Source organism: Streptomyces sp. NPDC002309 (genome assembly GCF_053593375.1).
Window position 1 is genome coordinate 20,609 of sequence record NZ_JBSFCI010000004.1, and the last position, 18,243, is coordinate 38,851.

An 18,243-nucleotide genomic window follows, 5' to 3' on the forward strand; every position below is an offset into this window, starting at 1 on the left:
GTCACCACCTCGCTTCCGCGCTGCTCACAGCGCCCGGAGGCCGTTGATCACGTCGCGCAGAATACTCTCGTCCGGCAGCTCGGCCGGGGGGACGGGCCGTGTCACATGGACCAGTTCGGCGTCTGTCAGGTCCCCCACGAGGACCCGCACCACCCCGATGGGCAGATCGAGCTCCGATGCGAGCTCGGCGACCGACTGCGGGGCCTCGCGGCACCGCTCGACGATGTCCACGTGCTCGGGGGACAGCGTCGGGTCCGCTCCCGGATCGTCCACATGGGGTTCCGTCACGACCACCGCGATCAGGTCCAGGCGGTGCTGGGCCGCATGGCTGGTGCGGCCCCGTGTCATGGCGTACGGACGGACGACCGGTCCCGCTTCGTCATCGAACCAGTGACTTCCTGCCTGACCGTCTGCGCTCATGCCATCCCACTACCCGCCCGCGGGCAGATCGGTACGTGGAGCGGTGCCCAGATGCACGCCCACGCGCTTCACGAGGAGCGTCATCTCGTAGGCGACCAGGCCGACGTCCGAGTCGGCGTCGGAAAGGACGGCGAGGCAGCTGCCGTCACCGGCGGCCGTGACGAACAGGAAAGCGTCGTCGAGTTCCACGACCGTCTGCCGGACGCTTCCCGCCTCGAAGTGGCGGCCGACGCCCTTGGCCAGGCTGTGGAATCCGGACGCGACGGCGGCCAGGTGCTCGCCGTCCTCCCGGGTGAGGTCCTTGGAGACACCCGTCGCCAGGCCGTCGCCGGAGAGCACGACGGCCTTGCGGATGCTCGCGACGCGGTCCACCAGTTCGTCGAGAAGCCAGTTGAGCTCGCCGGACTTCCCGTTGTCGGTCTGGCCTGGCGCCTTCGGTGCGGTCATCGACCGTCCCCCTCTGTCGTTCCTTGTGGTGCTGTGCCGCGGTGGGTGTCGTCCCCCGCGGCGTTCTCGTTGCGGCCACGCTGCCAGCCGCGCTGCAGCGAGGCCATCCGGCTGCGGACGTCGTCGGCGTCGCGTTCCACCGGCGCCGTTCGCTCCTCGGTACGGCGGCCGGGATCCTGCCTCAGCTGCGGCGCCAGGCTGGCCTGGCGGACACGGCGGGGAAGGGAGCCGGTGCCTGTTGCGGCTCCGGAGCCGGCTCTGGTGCCGGTACCGGTTCCGGTTCCGGTTCCGGTTCCGGTTCCGGCGCCGAAAGGCTCCGGGCCGGACTCGCCGGGGCTCGAAGGCCCGGTGGTGGTACGGCCCGAGGTGTGCCTGGAGGGCGCCGGTGCTTCCTCCTGGCCGGGGTCATGCATTCCGGGCCCCGAACCGTCGCCGATGCGACGGAGCCGGCGCTCGGGGCCCGGGAGGGTGCGGCCCGACGCGGAGGAGGCCCTCGGCTCGGAGGAGCCACCCGGCTCGGAGGCACCCTTCGACTCGGTGGAGCCCCCCGGCTCGGAGGTGCTCCTTGGTGGGTGGGAGACCCTGGTCCCGAAGGAGCCCTGCCTTTCGGTCTCGCCCGTCACCTCAGAGCGTTCCTTGGGTCCGGAGCCGATCTCCAGGATCCTGCCCGGCCGCGCGGCGGGCTCGCCGGTGCCCTGGCTGACGGCCGCGTCCGCGCTCCCGGGCCGGCTGGTCGGCTCCGCGTTCCTGCCGAGGGGTGAGTCGCCGCGGCGGCGGGTCGGCAGAGGTGGGGTGCGGTCCGCATCCGGGCGGCGCGGACCGGGACCGGTCGTGCTCTCCTCGTCACCTTCCGGACGCCGGGGCCGCTGGTCGGTGACCGGCCGGCCGTGCGAGCTGACCAGCTTGGGTGTGCGGCGTCGGGGCAGCGGCACCGGGGCGGCGACATGAGCGTCCGCGTCGGCGCGGCCGGGGGCGTCGGAACCGGGCGTCACCTCCCCGTCCTCGGGGGTGAACCCGCGACGCGGTCGGAAGAGCCCGCCGCGTTGCCTTGCCTCACCGTCGAGTGCGTCCGGGAAGTCCTCGATGGCGTCGAGGCCGACCGGGCCCTCCAACTCGACCGGCCCGTCCAGCAGCGCCGACGGCAGACCGGGAAGTTGTACCGGCACCTGGGAGAACGCGGCCCGGCGGCTCTCCTCGAGCTCGGCCTCCCTGGACGGGCGCGGGCGATCGAGTCGGAAACCGAGGCCGTTGGTGTCGGGCACTGCGTCCGTCAGAAGCGAGTCGGGGATGAAGACGACGGCCGTGGTGCCGCCGTACGGGGAGGGCTGCAGCGAGACCCGGACGTTCTGACGCTGGGCGAGCCGGCTGACCACGAAGAGCCCGAGACGGTCCGTGTCGGAGAGTTCGAACTCCGGGGTCTCCGCAAGCCTCAGGTTGGCATCCAGCAGGGCCTCGCCCGTCATGCCGAGGCCGCGGTCGTGGATCTCCAGGGTGAAGCCGTTGGCCACACGCTCGCCGAGGACCTGGACGGCCGTGTGCGGCGGCGAGAAGACCGTGGCGTTCTCCAGGAGTTCCGCCACGAGGTGGGTGAGGTCGGCGACCGCCGGGCCGGTGACGGCGATCCGGGGCAGACGGCGGACCTCGATGCGTTCGTAGTCCTCGACCTCGGCGACGGCGGCGCGTACGACGTCCATCAGCTGGATGGGCTTGCGCCACTGCCTGGAGGGCGCGGCGCCGGAGAGGATCACCAGGCCTTCGGCGTGCCGGCGCATACGCGTGGTGAGGTGGTCGAGGCGGAAGAGGTCGGCGAGTTCCTCGGTGTCCTCGGTCCTGCGCTCCATGGTGTCGAGCAGGGTGAGCTGCTTGTGCAGCAGGACCTGGCTGCGGCGGGCCAGGTTCACGAAGACCTCGGACACACCGGCGCGGAGCGCGGCCTGCTTCACGGCTGCTTCGACGGCCGCGCGCTGGAGGGTGTTGAGGGCCTGGCCGACCTCGCCGATCTCGTTCCTGTCGAACTCCAGGCGGGGGACCTCGGTCTCCACGTCGACCCGCTCACCGACGGACAGGCGGCGCATCACGCTGGGGAGCCGCACGCCGGACGCCTCATGGGCGTCCAGCTGGAGCTGGCGCAGGTCTCGGATGAGGCCGCGACCGATGCGTACGGAGACGACGAGCGAGACCAGCACGGCGATCAGGCCGAGGAAGCCGGCCACGACGGCTTTGACGATGATGCCGGTGGCTATCGGGCGGATGCGGTCCTGGTAGCGGTCCGCGGCGTCGTCGTCGAGGGAGCCGAGTTCGTCGAGCACGTTACCGGCCGCCGCGTCCCACGTCTGCGCCGAGATTCCGCCGGCGTCACCGGAAGGGGAGGCCACGGCGGACTCCTCGGCCACCCGCAGGGGAGCCGTGGCCGCGTTCTTCCAGAATCGCTCGTACCGTTCGCGTTCCGAACTCGGCAGCATCGGCAGGCTGGTGTCGTACAGGCCGCCCCGCTGGGCGACGAGGTCGGAGATGGCGCGGATCTCGGCGCGGGAGAGCTTGCCGACGACGAGGGCCGAGCCGAGGAGGGCGTCCTCGCGGGCAAGGAGTTCGCGGGCACGGACCAGGTTGACGAGGGCCCGGTACTGGGTGTCCATCTCCACGTTGTCGACGACATGGAGATCGCCGAGGAGGACGAAGCACGGGTCCACCAGGCGGTTGTAGAGGTCGAGTGCCTGGGAACGGTTGACGGTCCCGTCCTCCACGCTCTGGCGCAAGGGTCCGATGCCGTCGAGCGAGTCCAGGACCGCGGTCAGCCGCTCGCCGGAGGTCTCGCCCAGGTCGTCGCGCACTTCGGCACTGGCGGCGTTCCTGCGGACCTTGGCCACGGCCTGGTCGGTGGCCGCGCGGCTGCGTCGGAGCGCGGCGAGTCCGTCGGAGGCGCGCGGGTCGGCGAGATAGACCAGGGTCTGGCGCCGCTCCTGCTGAAGAACGCGGACGGTGTTCTCGGCCGGATAGCCGATCTTCTCGACGACCGACGAGGCGCTGAACAGCTGTGCAGCCTCGCGTCCCGTGAGTACCGTCGCGAAGGCCCAGATGGCGCTCAGGGACAGCAACGGCACGAGAAGCAGCGCCACGATCTTCCGGCGGATGGACTTCCCGCGAAAGCGCATGGCCTCCCCCAGCTCGGCCCCCCACCGACAGGGGGTACACATGTGCGTCAACAAACGGCGCGAGCCTACTACCGACGCACCCGTAACTCGAAGGCGGTTCCGGAAGGTGATCTTCCATACGGGCTTCAGGCATGGGGAGTTGTCCTGTCATTGAGGGAGATTGCCTCCCCGAATTCCCGGGCGTCCAGGAAACCGAATCCGGTCGGCAGGTCTGGGCGTTTGGCCGAAATTATTCGTTCGCCGGGAATCTTCGGGGCGCACCGTTCGTCCTTCTCTACAGGGAATGGGGGCGGAATCGGCCACAGGAGCCGCGTCCTGCACCCGGGCGGCGTAAAACAGCGCAAGCCGGGCAGCCACTGGGGAGTCGGGTCTTCGGACCGGGGCAAGCGGTCTGCTGGCGGTGGGGAGTGACACGGTGATGGGCACAGCGGAGCGGCGAGAGACACCCGAGACGGGAGCAGTCGCACAAGTGGCGGCGCAGCAACGGGGCACCGAGAAGCCGGATCACGACATTCGGGTGTGCGGACCGAGGTCGGCGGACGGGGACTTCACGCCGGAGAAGAGCGAACGGAGGACCGAGGCCGGAGGGCGGGCGGCACGCGAGTACACCAACGGGTCCCAGGAAGCGGCCTCGTCCCATGAACGGTCGTCCTACCGGCCGTTGTGGATCGAAGAGCCCGCGAAGCGGCGTCGGCTGCCGGATCCGGTACGGACAGCGGCGGTACGCGCGGTGCTCATCATCGCCGTGACGCTGATACAGGCGATGGTGGCGTTTCTGAGCACCTTGGCCGGTTCCTGGCTCGCGTTCCCCATGGTGCTCAGCACTATCGCCAGCACGATGGCGTCCACCTGGGGCGTCCTGGATGTCTGGGTGACACGTCAGGTGTGGAACCAGCGCAACGGCGTGGTGTCGATCCCGAGCAGCACCGCACGGGCCCTGCGCCGCGAACGCCGCCGGGCCCGGCGGCAGGCACGGGCCGCTGACCGGGCACAGGAGCGGATACACGGGCGGGGCGGGGCCGGGCAGTTGTCGCACCCCTGAGGCAACGGCACGATCGGGCTATTCGGTTTCTACCGGCCGGCCCTGATCGGCCCGGTGCGGGGCCGGGTGCAGGCGGGACGCGGGGGCTCGTGGGCTTTCCGGCCGGGGAGGCTACTGCGCAAGGCCTACATCCCTGCGAGCGCACCGTTGCCTTGGCCGCGCTGCTGGATATCGCGGGTTCCCCGGCCAGGGAGGCTCGTAGGCTTTCCGGCCAGGGGCTTTCCGGCCAGGGGCTTTCCGGCCGGGGAAACTGGTCGGCCTCCCGGCAGGGGCTTCTGGTCCGGACCCGGCCCTGGCATGCCGGCCCGCTAGAGCGGGCGCTTGAACATGCGCGTCGCCGTGATCTCGCTGTGCACTGTCTCGCCGGACCGAGACTGCGCCGGCAGCCCCGGCCTGAGATGTTCCTCGACACTGATGTACTTCAGGCCCGCCCTCAGGTCGGCGTCGTTGCGCAGCCGGACGACCAGGGGGAACTCGGCCAACGCCGTCGTGTCGAACAGACCGGTGGTGTAAAGGAGCTGCACGCCCAGCGCGTCCGACACGGCCCGCTGGAGTTCCAACAGGTATGTGGCGTTGGCACGGCCGATCGGATTGTCGAGGAAGAGCGTGCCGGCGTGCCGGTGCCTGGCCCGGCCCCGGTCGTTGGAGCGCAGCGCGGCCATGGTGCAGTACAGGGCGATGGCCGCCGTGAGCAACTGGCCGCCGGAGAAGACGTCGCCCATCTGCCCGACGGGAACACGCTCGGCGCGCAGCACGGCGTCCGGCTTGAGGATCTCGACGGCGACGCCCTTGGGCTGCAGGGCGGCGGCAACGCCCCGCAGCAGCAGGGACATGCCGTCGCGGCGCAGGTCGGAGTTCTTCTTGACGGCGGCCCGGGTCGCCTCGTCGACGACCTCGCCGAGCCTTTCGGTGAGGGTGGCCTGGTCGGGTTCCTCGAAGCGGATCCGCAGGAACTCCTGCCCCGACCACTCGCCGAGCCCTTCGGGCAGCCGCGACAACCGCTGTGCGGCGCGCAGGGTGGCCAGCGCCGACTCGACCAGCCCGCGCAGCCGGTCCACGATCGAGTCCCGGTTGCGTTCCAGCTGCGCCAGTTCGTCGGTCAGGACCCTTAGCCGGGGCGCGAAGGCGTCGGCCCACTTCTGGGCGTGCTCGGGCAGCGCGGACGCGGGCAGTTCGCGGATCTGCTGCCGTGCCGGGGTGCGTACCTGCTCGTAGCGCGTGGAGTTGGCGTGCCGTACGAGGATGTCGCTCGCCTCGCGCACGGCGGCCTCGGCGGCGGACAGGTCGGCGGCACAGCCGCGCAGCGACCGGCGGGCCTCGGCGGCGGACTGCCGGGCGTCCTCCATGCCGCCCGGGTACGGCTCCGGCGTGTCCTGCTCCTCGTCGACGACGTGCTCGCGCAGCAGGTCCCGCAGCAGCGCCGCGATCTCGTCGAAACCGCTCGCCGCGTCCTCCGCGGCGCGGTGTGCGTCTAGCAGTTCGGCGTGCGCCTCGCGCGCCTGAGTCAACGCCTCCGTGCGTGTGGCGAGTTCGGCGCTCACCGTGCGCAGCAGGGTCTGCGCGTGCTCGGCGTCGCGCGGCTGGAGCTCCTCGGGCAGGTCGGTGTGCGCCTCGCCCTCGTCGGGCGCGTGCCGTTCGGCCTCGCCGCGCAGCCGGCCGAGCTGTTCGCTCGCGCTGGACATCCGGGTCTCCAGGAGCTGGACCAGCTCCTCCGCACGCGCGGCGGCGGCCTGCCGCGAGGGCCCGTCGGAACCCTCGGGCGACAGGAGGAGCTGCTCCGCGCGCGTACGGACCTTGTTGCTGAGCCGGTCCAGATCCGCGCGGGCCGCGCTCTCGTCGCTCTCCGCCCGCGCCTGCTCGGCCCGGAGATCGGCACCGACGCCGACCTTCTCGTACACCTGGGAGGCCGCCCGGTACGCCTCACGAAGAGCGGGCAGCGCCGCCTTCCGCTCGGACGCCTCACCCTCGGGTACGTCGTCGGGGGCGCCGGCGATCTCGGAGCGCTCGGCGCGCAGCGCCCGCGCGGTGCGGCGGGTGTCGTCGGCGGCCCGCTGGGCGGCACGCCGGTCCTCGTCGGCTGCGCGAGCCCGCTCCAGACAGGTCTGCGCGCGGGCCTCGGACTCGGTGGCCTCGTCGGCCAGTTCGCGCACCTTGACCTGCCAGCCTGCCCGTTCGCGCAGTCGGTAGGCGAGCCCGGCGAGGGCGTCGGCGGAGCGCCGGGCCCGCTGTGCGGCCTCCTGCCGTTCCTCGCGCACCTGCGCGGCCTCGGCTGCTACCTCCTCGGTCTCCGCCCGGGTGGCGCGGGCCTCGGTCAGGTCGGCCTCGCTCTCCTCCGCGAACGCGCGTGCGTCACGCGCCGCCTGTGCGAGCTCCACCAGCCGCCCGGCCGGACAGCCCGTACGCCAGGACGTGAGCCGCGCGGCGAGCTCGCGGTCCTTGCCGAGCCGGGCCGCGAGGGTGCGGATCTCCTCGTCGCGTTCGGCGGCCCGCGCGCGCAGCGTCTGCCGCTCCTCGTCGGCGGCGTGTTCGTCGTGCATGGCGGGGTTCGGCGGTACGAGGAAGACGTCGCCGTCGCTCGTGGTGTCCGGGGCCGGGGTGGGAGCGAGCAGGGCCGCCGCCGTGCCGACCGCCACGGCGGACCGGGGCAGCAGCGCCGCGTCGCCGAGCGCCTCACGAGCGCGGGAGTGCGACGCCGGGTCGGTGATGATCACACCGTCCACCAGTTCGGGCCGGGCGGCCAGCACGCGCGCGTGGTCGGCGGGGTCGACGGCCTGGGCGAGGTAGCGCCAGCCGGGCAGGGCCGGGATGCCGTGCTCGCCGAGGAACTCGACGGTGGCGAGCACATCCGGGCCGGGCGGCAGCAGGCCCCCGTCTCCGAGCGCTCCCAGGATGCGGGAGTCGTCGGCTGCGGCGGTCCGCAGCTCGAACAGCTGCCGCTCCGCCGAGGAGACCGCGTCATCGAGCAGTTCGCGCAGTTCGTCGGCGAAACGGTCGAGTTCCTCGGGCGTGAGGGCGTCTTCGGCGGCAGGGCGCGAGGCCCTCGGGGCGCCATGGCGCGAGCCGGTCGACGCGGACGCCGGGTGGTGGGCCGAAGCGGACGCCGCAAGGGTGCCATGACCCGCCTGGTGCGGTCCGGACGCCTGATCCGCGTCCGTGCCTCGACGGCCCGAACCGTCGGCCGCGGCGTCGGCGGCCGTGGTGCCGCCTCGGCCGGTGCGTCCGTGGCCGGTCTCCGACCCGGCGGATGCCGCCTCCTCGGAGCCGGAACGCCCAGGCCCGGAACGCCCGGACCCGTTGCCGTGCGTGGCGTCGGTGCCCGCGCGCGGCGCGGGCACGCCGGCGGACGCCGCCGGGCCGGAGGCGACCGGCAGGCTGAGGAGCTCAGCCAGCCGTTCCTCCGCCGCCAGTGCCTCGGCGGTCCGCCGCTCGCCGTCGTACGCCCGCTCCGCGGCCGTCGCCGCGTCCGCCGCCCGGGCCGCCGTCAACTCGGCCCGGGACTCGGCGGACGCCGCCTCGCGTGCCTGTTCGCTCGCCCGCCGGGACGCCTCACGGGCGGTGTCCCAGGCGGCCACCGCCGACTTCTCCGCGTCACTGGCGGCGAGCGCGGCGCGGGCCGGATCGGCGTCGGGCGCGGTGTCGTCGAGCCAGCCCGCGCGCACCGCCTCCGCGGTCTCCTGCTCGACCTCGGTGAGCCGCTGGCGGAGGTGGCCGACCTCGCTGCGGGCGCGCTGCGCCTCGGTGGCGGCGGCGGTCGAGTCCCGGTAGGCGGAGTCGCTGACCTCCTGGAGCGCGGCGGACCTCTCCTCCTCCTCGTTCGCCAGCGCCTCGGCGCTCTCCGCCGCCGAGTGCAGGGCCCTGACGAGGTCCACGGCGGCTCTGGTGCGCGCCGCGAGCGCGGGAGCCGCGTCCCGTTCGGCCTCCTGGATCGCGGCGGCCACGCGGGCGACGCGGTCGGCGGCGGCGCGGTCGCGCAGCACGACCTCGGCCGCCTGCCAGGCCGCGTGCAGGGTGCGCGCGTCGGCGAGTTCGCGCTTCTGGGCGGCAGCCGACTTCTCGGCGGCGGCGAGCGCCAGGGAGGCGTGCCGGTAGGCGAGTTCGGCGGTGATCAGGCCGCTGCGCCCACGGGCGGACTCGGCGTGGGTCACGGCGTAGGCGGCGGCCGTGACCCGCTGGGCGAGGTCGGCGGCCCGGGACCGCTCCTCGGTGCCCCGCGCGGACAGCCGCCGGGCCAGCGTGCGTGTCCGCCGCTCTGCCCCGGCGTGGACGTCCCGCGCGCGTGCGCGTGCCTCGGCGGCCTCCACGATCCGCCCGAGCAGATCGGCCGACCCGGCCGTGAAGTCCCGCTCGGCGATCAGCTCGGCCCGGCGCCCCAGCTTGTTCCCGAAGCCGCTGACCAGGTCGGCCAGCCCGTCGGTGTCGCGGGTGTCGGTGACCGCGCGCAGCAGCAGATCGGTGAAGTCGGAGTCCTTCTTCACCGCGAAGAGGCCGGCGGCCTCACCCTCGTCGGCGTTCATCTCCCGCTGGTAGCGGAAGAGTTCGGGGTCGAGACCCAGGTCGCCGAGGTGCTCGGTCCAGCGCTCGTGGATCTCCTCCCAGTGCACTTCGAGGTGCGGATACGTCTTGCCCGCGTCGGTGACGGCGTCCCGGAACCCCTTCATGGTGCGTCGTCGCCCCTGCGCCCCCGACTGGCCCTCCGCGGACGGCCGCACGGCGGTGGCCTCGGCCACGGGCAGGTTGTCCAGGGTAAGCCCCGGTCCGGGCCGGAAGGAGTACCAGGCCTCGGCGAACTTCCGCGGGTCGTTGGAGACCTGCCGCCCGCGCCACTCGCTCACCTTGCCGACGACGACGCACTCGCCGGTCAGCACGTGCTGCCACTCCAGCGCGACATGTCCGCAGTCGTCGGCGAGCAGGAACTTCCGCAGCACGCCGGAGCTGGCGCCGCCCAGGGTGTTCCGGTGGCCCGGCAGCATCACCGAGAAGATCAGCTTGAGCAGCACGGACTTGCCGCCGCCGTTCTCCAGGAAGAGCACCCCGGCGGGGGCGGGCCGGCGCGGCGGGCCGACCGGCTCGTCCTCGAAGAACTCCGCCTGCGTCGGAGCGGGGTCGGGCACGGCCTCGCCCACACCGCGCAGGTCAAGCACGGTGTCGGCATAACGCGCACCGGCGGGCCCGATGGAGTAGAGGCGGACCCGGGACAGCTCGTACATGGCGGACTCTCGTAGTCGTTCGCAGGTCGGTGCAGTGCAGTGCGGCGCGACGTGCGGATCGGGGGCAGGCAAATCGGGGGCAGGGGGGCGTGGGCGGAGGGTCAGGGGCGGGGCGAAAAGGCCGCGTCGTCAGACGGAGTGGAAGGGCAGCCCGGCATCGGCCACCAACCCCAGGTCGTCGCCGTCCTCGGGGGGCAGCAGCGTCGGGGTTCCGTCGGTCACCGGGACGACGCCCAGGTCCAGCAGCTCGGCCATGGCCGCGCCGCCGGCCATGTCACGTACCTGGAGCTGGTAGCGGGCGGTCGTGCGGTAGGTGCCGCCGTTGTCGTCGCCCGTCCGCTGCAAAAACCCCGAGTCGGTGAGGAAGGCCACGGCCTTGGCGACGATGCCGGTCGTGGATCCCGCGAGACGCCGCGCGTCCTTGGTGGCACCGGTGGCGCTGCGTCTCACCCAGATCCGCCAGGCGGCCTCCAGACCGGGGGCGTCCGTCGCGGGGTCGGTGTTCTCCCCCCGCTCGGCGGCCCGTTCCTCCAGCCGGCGGCATGCCTGGCGCACGAAGGCGTCGACGCCGTTGACCGTCACCCGGCCGATGTATCCGTCGTCAGCGAGGTCCTCGGGGCGCGGGAAGGCCATGGCGGCGACGGCGAGATGGGCGAGCCCGTGCAGGAACCGATCGCCGGAGTCGGCGGCCGTTCGCCGCGCGTAGTCGCCCATCCGCACGGCGAACACGGAGTCCTCGGCGGCGGTGACGGCCATCCCCGCGCGCGGGGACACCTCCAGGACGACGAGGCCCAGCCCCGAGGCCACGGCGTCCGCGAGCCGCGCGAACGCGGGGTGCTCGCGGTAGCGCCGCAACAGATCGGCGTACTCCTGGTCGCGCGCGGGCAGCAGCTTCGGCTGCAACCCGAACGCGACGAGCCGCGCCGCGTCGGCGGCGTCGGCGGGGGTGACCGTGGGGCTCCCCGGCGTCCCGGCGCCCTCCGGCTCCACGTGCTCGCTCACGACTGCAACTCCTCTGTGGTCATCACGCGGCCTCCGTACGGTCCGCCGTCATCCCCGCCGCGTCCAGCAGGGCCGTGCCGACGATCAGGTCGGCCCCGCCGAACTCGGGGTCGTCCAGTTCCGTCCCGTCGTCCACGGAGAAGAGCAGCTTCTCCTCCCCCTGCCGGTACGCCGTCCCGACCGGCGGGCTGGCGGCGTGGACCGCCATCAGCGCGACCAGATACGGCAGGTCGGGGTCCGTCCGGCGGGCCTCGGCCAGCAGCCCGGACAGACGTCTCGGCGCGTCCGGCTCCAGGTTCAGCAGCGCCTTCGCCGCAGCCGACTGCTGCTCGCTGAAGCGGCTGTCGTCCGGTGTGGCGATCAGGTCGGGCTCCGGCATCTCCGCCCCGAGGTGCTCGCGCTCCACGGGCGGGGTGAGCAGCAGATCCACCAGGTCCCCGACCCGGACGGAGACCGGTGCACGCAGTCCGGTCCCCTTGGCGAAGAAGGCGTCCGTGACGCGGACGGCCCCCTCCAGCGGGAGCGGCAGCACCGGCGCGACCAGGTGCCCGTACAGGTCGATGCCCGCCGTGGACATCGGTGTCGCGAAGGCCTGGCGGTCCTGCTCGGCCCGGAACAGCGGCCCGGCCTCCAGCAGTCGCGACTGCAACTGCGTGTGCCGCCGGATGCAGTCCTTGACGATGTCGACCAGCTCCGCGGCCCGCCGCTTGTGCTCGGGGTCCTCGGACTCGTCGCGCGCCCGGCGGATGTTGGTGAGGATCGCGTTCTCGTGCCGGTAGCGGTCGGCGACGTGGTCGAGGGCCTCGGCGATCATGTCGGGGACGGTGCTGAGCCAGTCCACCGCCCGCACGTTGCGCCGGGTGGCCTCCAGGGCGCGGCGGAGGGTCTCCGAGTACTGCACGGTGCGGTACCGCGCCTGTTCGGCCGCCAGCTGGGCGTCGGCCAGCCGGCCGCGGTTGATCAGCACCTCCAGCTTGACCTCGGCGGCGATCTGGGCGCTGGTGACATCGGTGTCCAGGGCGCCGACGAGGACGTTCACCGCCTCGTCGGTCGTACGGAGGTAGACGCTGCCGCCGGGTCCCGGCACTTCCTCGATCAGCTTGAAGTCGTAGTCCCGTCGGACATATGACCCATCTGGTGCGAAAGTGCCGTAAACGGCACGGAATCCACGGTCCACGCTGCCGACGTTGATGAGGTTCTCCAGAACCCAGCGGGCGACCCTGTCGTGCTCGGGGGACGGACGGCGCGGGGCCTGCGCCGCGATGCGCGGGACGAGCCGGGCCACCACCTGGTCGTGGTCGGCGCCGGTGTCGAAGTCCATGTTCAGCGTGACGAGGTCGATGGCGGCGAGGGCCACCTCCGCCATGCCGTAGACCGAGTACTCACCCGCGAGGTTGGCCTTGCGCGCGTCGAGGTCGTGCAGCGGCGCGGTGCAGGCGAGCGCGCGCAGCCGCCGCGCCAGTCCCTCGTCGGCAGCCGGACCCAGAGCGGGGCGCGGCCCCGCGCTGAACTGGGGCGGAACACTGTCCGTCGATGCAGGCAAAGTCACGGTGCACAGATTAGGTCCTCGGTCCGACAACGACCCAAACGACGCAGATGCCGCCCCGCGTCACGCCGGTCGCCGCGGACCCGTGAACGCCCTACGCGTCGTCGCCGACCCGCCGCTTGTAGACCTCCACCACGCGCCGCAGCGAGTCGTCGAGGTACACCTCCAGCAGCCGCTCCGCCTCAGCCCGGTCGCCCGCCTGGAGGGCCTGCAGTATCTGGCGGTTGCGGGTGAGGTACGGCTCGTGCAACCGGTGCGGGTCGTCCACGACATGGAAGGCGAGGCGCAGCTCGGCGAAGACGCTGCGCATCAGTTCGTCGGTGCGTTCGCTGCCCGCCAGGGCGACCAGCTCGCGATGGAAGTGGATGTTGGCCGTGCCCAGGCCCTTCCAGTCCTGCCCGGCCGACGCCCGCTGCCCTTCCGCGACGGCCGACGCGAGCCCGTCGAGCGCGTAGGGCGGCTCGCCCAGCCCCCGGACGACCGCGCACTCGACCAGGCGCCGGGTGCGGTAGATGTCCTCGACGTCCTCCACGGCCAGGACCCGGACGAAGACGCCCCGGTTCAGCTCATGGACCAGCAGGCGTTCGTGGGTGAGCAGCCGGAACGCCTCACGCAGGGTGTTGCGCGACACACCGAGCGCCCCGCCGATGCTGTCCTCGGACAGCCGGGTGCCGGGCGGGAAGTAGCCCTCGGCGATCCGGCTCCTGAGGATGTCCGAGACGCGCTCGGCGGTGCTGGTGCGCCCCAGGAGGGCCCGGTCGTCGGCCAGTCCCGTCAGCTGCTCTGCCATGACCGGAATTCAATCGCAGATACCAGAACGAAACAACATGGGTATTGAGGGATCGTTGAACGATCCCCTACCTTGCTACGAACGGCCCCGCGCTCCCTCACAGCGGCGGCGCCGTCACGCTCCCGCACGGCACGGCTCAGTCCGCAGCACCCTCCGTCCCCCCTCTGCGAGGTGCCCATGAGCACGACCCCTCCACCACAGGCCCTGCCCACCGAGACCCACCCTGACAAGGGTGAACAGCACGACGGCGACGGCGCGTTCGGCTGGCTGCGCGCCCTCGGCCCGCGTGGCCGACGCGCCTTCGCCGGCGCGTTCGGCGGCTATGCGCTGGACTCGTACGACTACTTCACGCTCCCGTTGAGCATGGTCGCGCTGGCCGCCTACTTCGGCCTCGACAGCGGCCAGACGGGCCTGTTCACCACCGTCACGCTCGTCGTGTCCGCGATCGGCGGCGCCCTCGCGGGCGTGCTGGCGGACCGCATCGGCCGGGTCAAGGCCCTGATGATCACCGTCGTCACCTACGCCGTGTTCACGGTGGCCTGCGGCTTCGCACCCAACTACGAGACCCTGCTGGTCTTCCGCGCCCTGCAGGGCCTCGGCTTCGGCGGCGAGTGGGCGGTCGGCGCGATCCTGGTCGCCGAGTACGCGAGCGCCAAGCACCGGGGGCGCACCCTCGGCGTGATCCAGAGCTCCTGGGCGGTCGGCTGGGCCCTCGCCGCGATCGTCTACACGCTGGTCTTCTCGTTCCTCGACGAGGGCCTGGCCTGGCGCGTGATGTTCTGGACCGGCGCGCTGCCCGCCCTGCTGGTCATCTGGATGCGACGAAGGGTGCACGACGCCCCCGAGGCCGCCGCCGCACGCCGGCGCAATCCCCACAAGGGGTCCTTCGCGGCCATCTTCAGGCGAGGCACGGCCGACTCCCCGGGCCTGCTGCGCACGACACTGTTCGCGGTGCTGCTGTCGACCGGTGTCCAGGGCGGCTACTACACGCTGGCGACCTGGGTGCCGACGTATCTGAAGTCGGAGCGCGACCTGTCCGTCGTCGGTACCGGCGGCTACCTGACGTTTCTGATCTCCGGCGCCTTCGTCGGCTATCTCACGGGCGGGTACCTCACCGACAAGCTGGGCCGCCGGCGCAACATCTGGCTGTTCGCCCTGTTGTCGGCGGTCTGCATCCTGGCGTACGCGAACATCCCCGGCGGCGCCAACACCCTCGTGCTGGTGCTGGGCTTCCCGCTCGGATTCTGCATGTCGGCCATCTTCAGCGGCTTCGGCTCGTACCTGAGCGAGCTGTATCCGACCGCCGTGCGCGGCACGGGGCAGGGCTTCACGTACAACACCGGCCGTGCCGTCGGCGCGGTCTTCCCCACCACCGTCGGCTTCCTGGCGGACAGTTGGGGTGTGGGCGGCGCGCTGGTCTTCGGCGCGATCGGCTACGGACTCGCGGCGCTGGCACTGCTGGGGCTGCCCGAGACGCGCGGGAAGGAACTGGTGTGAACCGCACCGAGGACCTCCCCCTGACCGTCGTCGACGAGCACGCGCACGCGTGGACCCCGCAGGAGGCCCGGACCCGCTTCCGCGCGGGACTGACCGGCCCCACGGCCGGGGTCGCGGCGGGCCGCACCCAGGCCAACCTGATCGCGGTGCCCGCCGACTGGGCCTACGACATGCTGCTGTTCTGCCAGCGCAACCCCAAGCCCTGCCCGGTGCTGGACGTCACGGACGCCGGTTCGTGGACGACCGGGCTCGCTCCCGGGGCGGATCTGCGCACCGACCTGCCGCGCTACCGGGTGTGGCGGGACGGCGAACTGGTGGACGAACCGACGGACGTGCTCGGACACTGGCGGGACGACCTGGTGTCGTTCCTCATCGGGTGCAGTTTCACCTTCGAATGGGCCCTGTCCGGCGCGGGTGTTCCGCTGCGCCACATCGACCAGGGACGCAACGTGCCGATGTACATCACCAGCCGCCAGTGCCGTCCGGCAGGGAGGCTGCGGGGGCCCATGGTGGTGTCCATGCGCCCCGTCCCGCCCACGCGGCTGGCGGCGGCGATCCGGGAGAGCAGCCTGCTCCCGGCGGTCCACGGCGGCCCCGTGCACTGCGGTGATCCGTCGGCGCTCGGCATCGACGACCTCGCCCGGCCCGACTTCGGCGACCCGGTGACCGCCGATCCGGACGACATACCGGTGTTCTGGGCCTGCGGGGTCACCCCGCAGGCGGCGGTCATGGCCTCACGGCCGCCGTTCGCCCTGACCCACGCACCGGGGCAGATGTTCCTCACCGACGCCCGCGACGAGCAGTACCGCGTGGCCTGAGCACCCAGGGAAACCCATGACCGCGATCGATCTGAACGCCGACCTCGGCGAGGGCTTCGGCCGCTGGCGGCTCACCGACGACGAGCAGTTGCTGTCCGTCGTCACCAGCGCCAACGTGGCCTGCGGCTTCCACGCGGGGGACGCGGCGACCATGCGGCGGGTGTGCGAGCTCGCCGCCGCGCGCGGGGTGACGATCGGCGCGCAGGTCTCCTACCGCGACCTGGCCGGGTTCGGGCGGCGCGCGATGGACGTGCCACCCGCCGAGCTGACGGCCGAGGTGGCCTACCAGATCGGCGCCCTGGAGGTCTTCGCCCGCGCGGCCGGCGCCCGCGTCGCCTACGTCAAGCCGCACGGCGCCTTGTACAACCGCGTGGTGCAAGACGAGGAGCAGGCCGCCGCCGTCGTCGACGGTGTGCTCCTCGCCGACGGCTCGCTGCCGGTGCTGGGACTGCCCGGCTCCCGGCTGCTGGCGCTCGCCGCCGAGGCCGGGCTGCCGGCGGTCACGGAGGCGTTCGCGGACCGCGCGTACACGGACGAGGGAACCCTCGTGGCGCGCGCCCTGGAGGGCGCCGTGGTGACCGATCCCGAGGCCGTCGTGGCACGGTCGATGGACCTCGCCCACTCCGGGACGGTGCTCTCCCGCTCCGGGGCCCGCGTCGACGTACGCGCGCGTTCCCTGTGCCTGCACGGGGACACGCCGGGCGCGGTGGAGCTGGCCCGGCGGGTGCGCCGACGGCTCGAGGAGACCGGTGTCCGGGTGGAGGCCTTCGCATGAGGGTGCTCCCGGTCGGGGACGACGCCCTGCTCGTCGAGGTCTCCTCCGGCGACGAGGCGCAGGCGCTGCACGCGGAGTTGCTGCGCCGCCGCACCGAGGGGTCGCTCACGGTCCGCGAGATCGTGCCCGCGGCCCGTACCGTCCTGCTCGACGGCGTGCACGACTCCGCCCGTGTGGCGGGCGAGCTGACCGCCGCCGACGTGCCGCCCGCTCCCCCGCGCGCGGGGGAGGTCGTCGAACTCCCGGTGCGCTACGACGGACCCGACCTGGCGGACGTCGCCGCCCTGTGGGGCGTGAGCGAAAGGGAGGTGGCGCGTATCCACGCGGGGACCGATTTCCGGGTCGCCTTCTGCGGGTTCGCCCCCGGCTTCGGTTACCTGACCGGCCTCCCGCCGCGCTACGACGTCCCGCGCCGCGCCACACCGCGCACGGCTGTCCCGGCGGGTTCGGTGGCGCTGGCCGGCCCCTACACGGGCGTGTACCCGCACACGTCGCCGGGCGGCTGGCAGCTGATCGGCAGCACGGACGCGGTGCTGTGGGACCACGCGCGCGTACCGGCCGCCCTGCTGTCGCCGGGCACGCGCGTGCGCTTCGTCCCCGTGGCCGGCCCCGAGGCCCCGGTGGGGCACTCATGACGGACCGCGCGCTCGCCGTCGTACGGGCAGGGGCGCTGACCACCGTGCAGGACCTGGGCCGTCCCGGGCACTCCCACCTGGGCGTGCCGCGCTCCGGTGCGCTCGACCCGCCCGCGGCCGCCCTCGCCAACCGGCTGGCCGGCAACCCGCCCGGAGCGGCGCTCCTGGAGACCACGCTCAACGGCTGTGCGCTGCGGCCGCGTTCGCCGGTCACCGTGGCGGTCACGGGCGCGCCGTGCCCGGTCACCGTGGACGGACGCCCGGTGGCCTGGGGCGCGCCGGTGCGCGTGCCCGCGGGGGCGCTCCTGGACGTCGGCGCGGCGACGCGCGGGGTACGTTCCTATGTGGCCGTCTCCGGGGGCGTCGCCGTCGAGCCGGTGCTCGGCAGCCGCTCCACGGACCTACTCTCGGGACTCGGCCCGCCGCCGCTGACCAACGGAGTGGTGCTTCCCCTGGGGCAGGTCGCGGGCCCCCACGCGCGCGTGGACGGGGTCCCGCAGCCGGCGCCGCCGGCGGAGCTGGTCCTGCGGGTGACCCTGGGTCCTCGCGACGACTGGTTCACGGAAGAGGCCGTAAGGACCTTCACATCGCGTCCCTACCGTGTGTCCGCCGCCGGAAACCGGATCGGGCTGCGCACGGAGGGGCCCGCCCTGGAGCGGGCCCGTCCCGGCGAACTGCCCAGCGAGGGCATGGTCCTGGGAGCGGTCCAGGTCCCGCCCGACGGCCGGCCGGTGGTCTTCCTCGCCGACCATCCGACCACCGGGGGCTACCCGGTCATCGCGGTCGTCCGCACGGCCGACCTGGCGGCGGCCGCGCAGGCGGCTCCGGGCACACCGGTGCGCTTCATGGCGGTGCGCCGTCGCTGACGCACCGTGAGGCCCGTGAAGCCCCACGCCCCTACGCCGCCTCCGG

Annotated in this window: 13 protein-coding genes; 6 read left to right on the forward strand and 7 right to left on the reverse strand. The window is 73.1% G+C overall.

Annotation, left to right across the window (positions count from 1 at the left end; all coding sequences use genetic code 11):
* Nucleotides 1–24 precede the first annotated feature (24 nt).
* The 3 genes from ACWCPM_RS04625 to ACWCPM_RS04635 are packed head-to-tail and all read right to left on the reverse strand — an operon-like array spanning nucleotide 25 to nucleotide 4,019.
* A complete protein-coding gene (locus ACWCPM_RS04625; RefSeq protein ID WP_450974668.1) occupies nucleotides 25–420 on the reverse strand; it encodes a DUF742 domain-containing protein in 396 nt (131 codons plus the stop codon).
* 9 nt (nucleotides 421–429) lie between these two features.
* Complete coding sequence (locus ACWCPM_RS04630) at nucleotides 430–867, reverse strand: roadblock/LC7 domain-containing protein (protein WP_450974669.1); 438 nt, start codon at nucleotides 865–867, stop codon at nucleotides 430–432.
* Nucleotides 864–4,019: a nitrate- and nitrite sensing domain-containing protein gene (locus ACWCPM_RS04635; protein ID WP_450974670.1), complete on the reverse strand. Its 3,156-nt coding sequence runs from the start codon at nucleotides 4,017–4,019 to the stop codon at nucleotides 864–866. The genes ACWCPM_RS04630 and ACWCPM_RS04635 overlap by 4 nt, the downstream gene beginning before the upstream one ends.
* A 418-nt stretch (nucleotides 4,020–4,437) precedes the next feature.
* Between ACWCPM_RS04635 and ACWCPM_RS04640 the strand changes: the two genes are divergently transcribed.
* Entirely contained in the window at nucleotides 4,438–5,061 is a 624-nt protein-coding gene (locus ACWCPM_RS04640) for a hypothetical protein (protein ID WP_450974671.1), read from the forward strand.
* 308 nt (nucleotides 5,062–5,369) lie between these two features.
* Here ACWCPM_RS04640 and ACWCPM_RS04645 read toward each other — a convergent pair whose 3' ends face one another.
* From ACWCPM_RS04645 to ACWCPM_RS04660, 4 genes are all read right to left on the reverse strand, one after another.
* Entirely contained in the window at nucleotides 5,370–10,268 is a 4,899-nt protein-coding gene (locus ACWCPM_RS04645) for a hypothetical protein (protein WP_450974672.1), read from the reverse strand.
* 129 nt (nucleotides 10,269–10,397) lie between these two features.
* A complete protein-coding gene (locus ACWCPM_RS04650; RefSeq protein WP_450974673.1) occupies nucleotides 10,398–11,270 on the reverse strand; it encodes a hypothetical protein in 873 nt (290 codons plus the stop codon).
* 22 nt (nucleotides 11,271–11,292) lie between these two features.
* Nucleotides 11,293–12,819 (reverse strand): hypothetical protein, encoded by a 1,527-nt coding sequence (locus tag ACWCPM_RS04655; protein ID WP_450974674.1) that lies wholly within the window; start codon nucleotides 12,817–12,819, stop codon nucleotides 11,293–11,295.
* Nucleotides 12,820–12,910: 91 nt separating this feature from the next.
* Nucleotides 12,911–13,606 (reverse strand): GntR family transcriptional regulator, encoded by a 696-nt coding sequence (locus ACWCPM_RS04660; protein WP_450974675.1) that lies wholly within the window; start codon nucleotides 13,604–13,606, stop codon nucleotides 12,911–12,913.
* 177 nt (nucleotides 13,607–13,783) lie between these two features.
* On the opposite strand from ACWCPM_RS04660, the gene ACWCPM_RS04665 reads away from it, so the two are divergent.
* From ACWCPM_RS04665 to ACWCPM_RS04685, 5 genes are read left to right on the forward strand one after another with little or no spacing between them, the layout of a single operon-like run.
* Nucleotides 13,784–15,103, forward strand: coding sequence for an MFS transporter (locus ACWCPM_RS04665; RefSeq protein WP_450974676.1), 1,320 nt, complete (start codon nucleotides 13,784–13,786; stop codon nucleotides 15,101–15,103).
* Complete coding sequence (locus tag ACWCPM_RS04670; protein ID WP_450974677.1) at nucleotides 15,100–15,921, forward strand: putative hydro-lyase; 822 nt, start codon at nucleotides 15,100–15,102, stop codon at nucleotides 15,919–15,921. Before ACWCPM_RS04665 ends, ACWCPM_RS04670 begins: the two co-directional genes overlap by 4 nt.
* Before the next feature lie 16 nt (nucleotides 15,922–15,937).
* Complete coding sequence (locus ACWCPM_RS04675) at nucleotides 15,938–16,696, forward strand: LamB/YcsF family protein (protein WP_450974678.1); 759 nt, start codon at nucleotides 15,938–15,940, stop codon at nucleotides 16,694–16,696.
* On the forward strand, nucleotides 16,693–17,331 hold the full coding sequence (locus tag ACWCPM_RS04680; protein ID WP_450974679.1) for a 5-oxoprolinase subunit B family protein: 639 nt from the start codon (nucleotides 16,693–16,695) through the stop codon (nucleotides 17,329–17,331). The genes ACWCPM_RS04675 and ACWCPM_RS04680 overlap by 4 nt, the downstream gene beginning before the upstream one ends.
* Complete coding sequence (locus tag ACWCPM_RS04685) at nucleotides 17,328–18,197, forward strand: 5-oxoprolinase subunit C family protein (protein ID WP_450974680.1); 870 nt, start codon at nucleotides 17,328–17,330, stop codon at nucleotides 18,195–18,197. The genes ACWCPM_RS04680 and ACWCPM_RS04685 overlap by 4 nt, the downstream gene beginning before the upstream one ends.
* The last annotated feature ends 46 nt before the right edge of the window (nucleotides 18,198–18,243 follow it).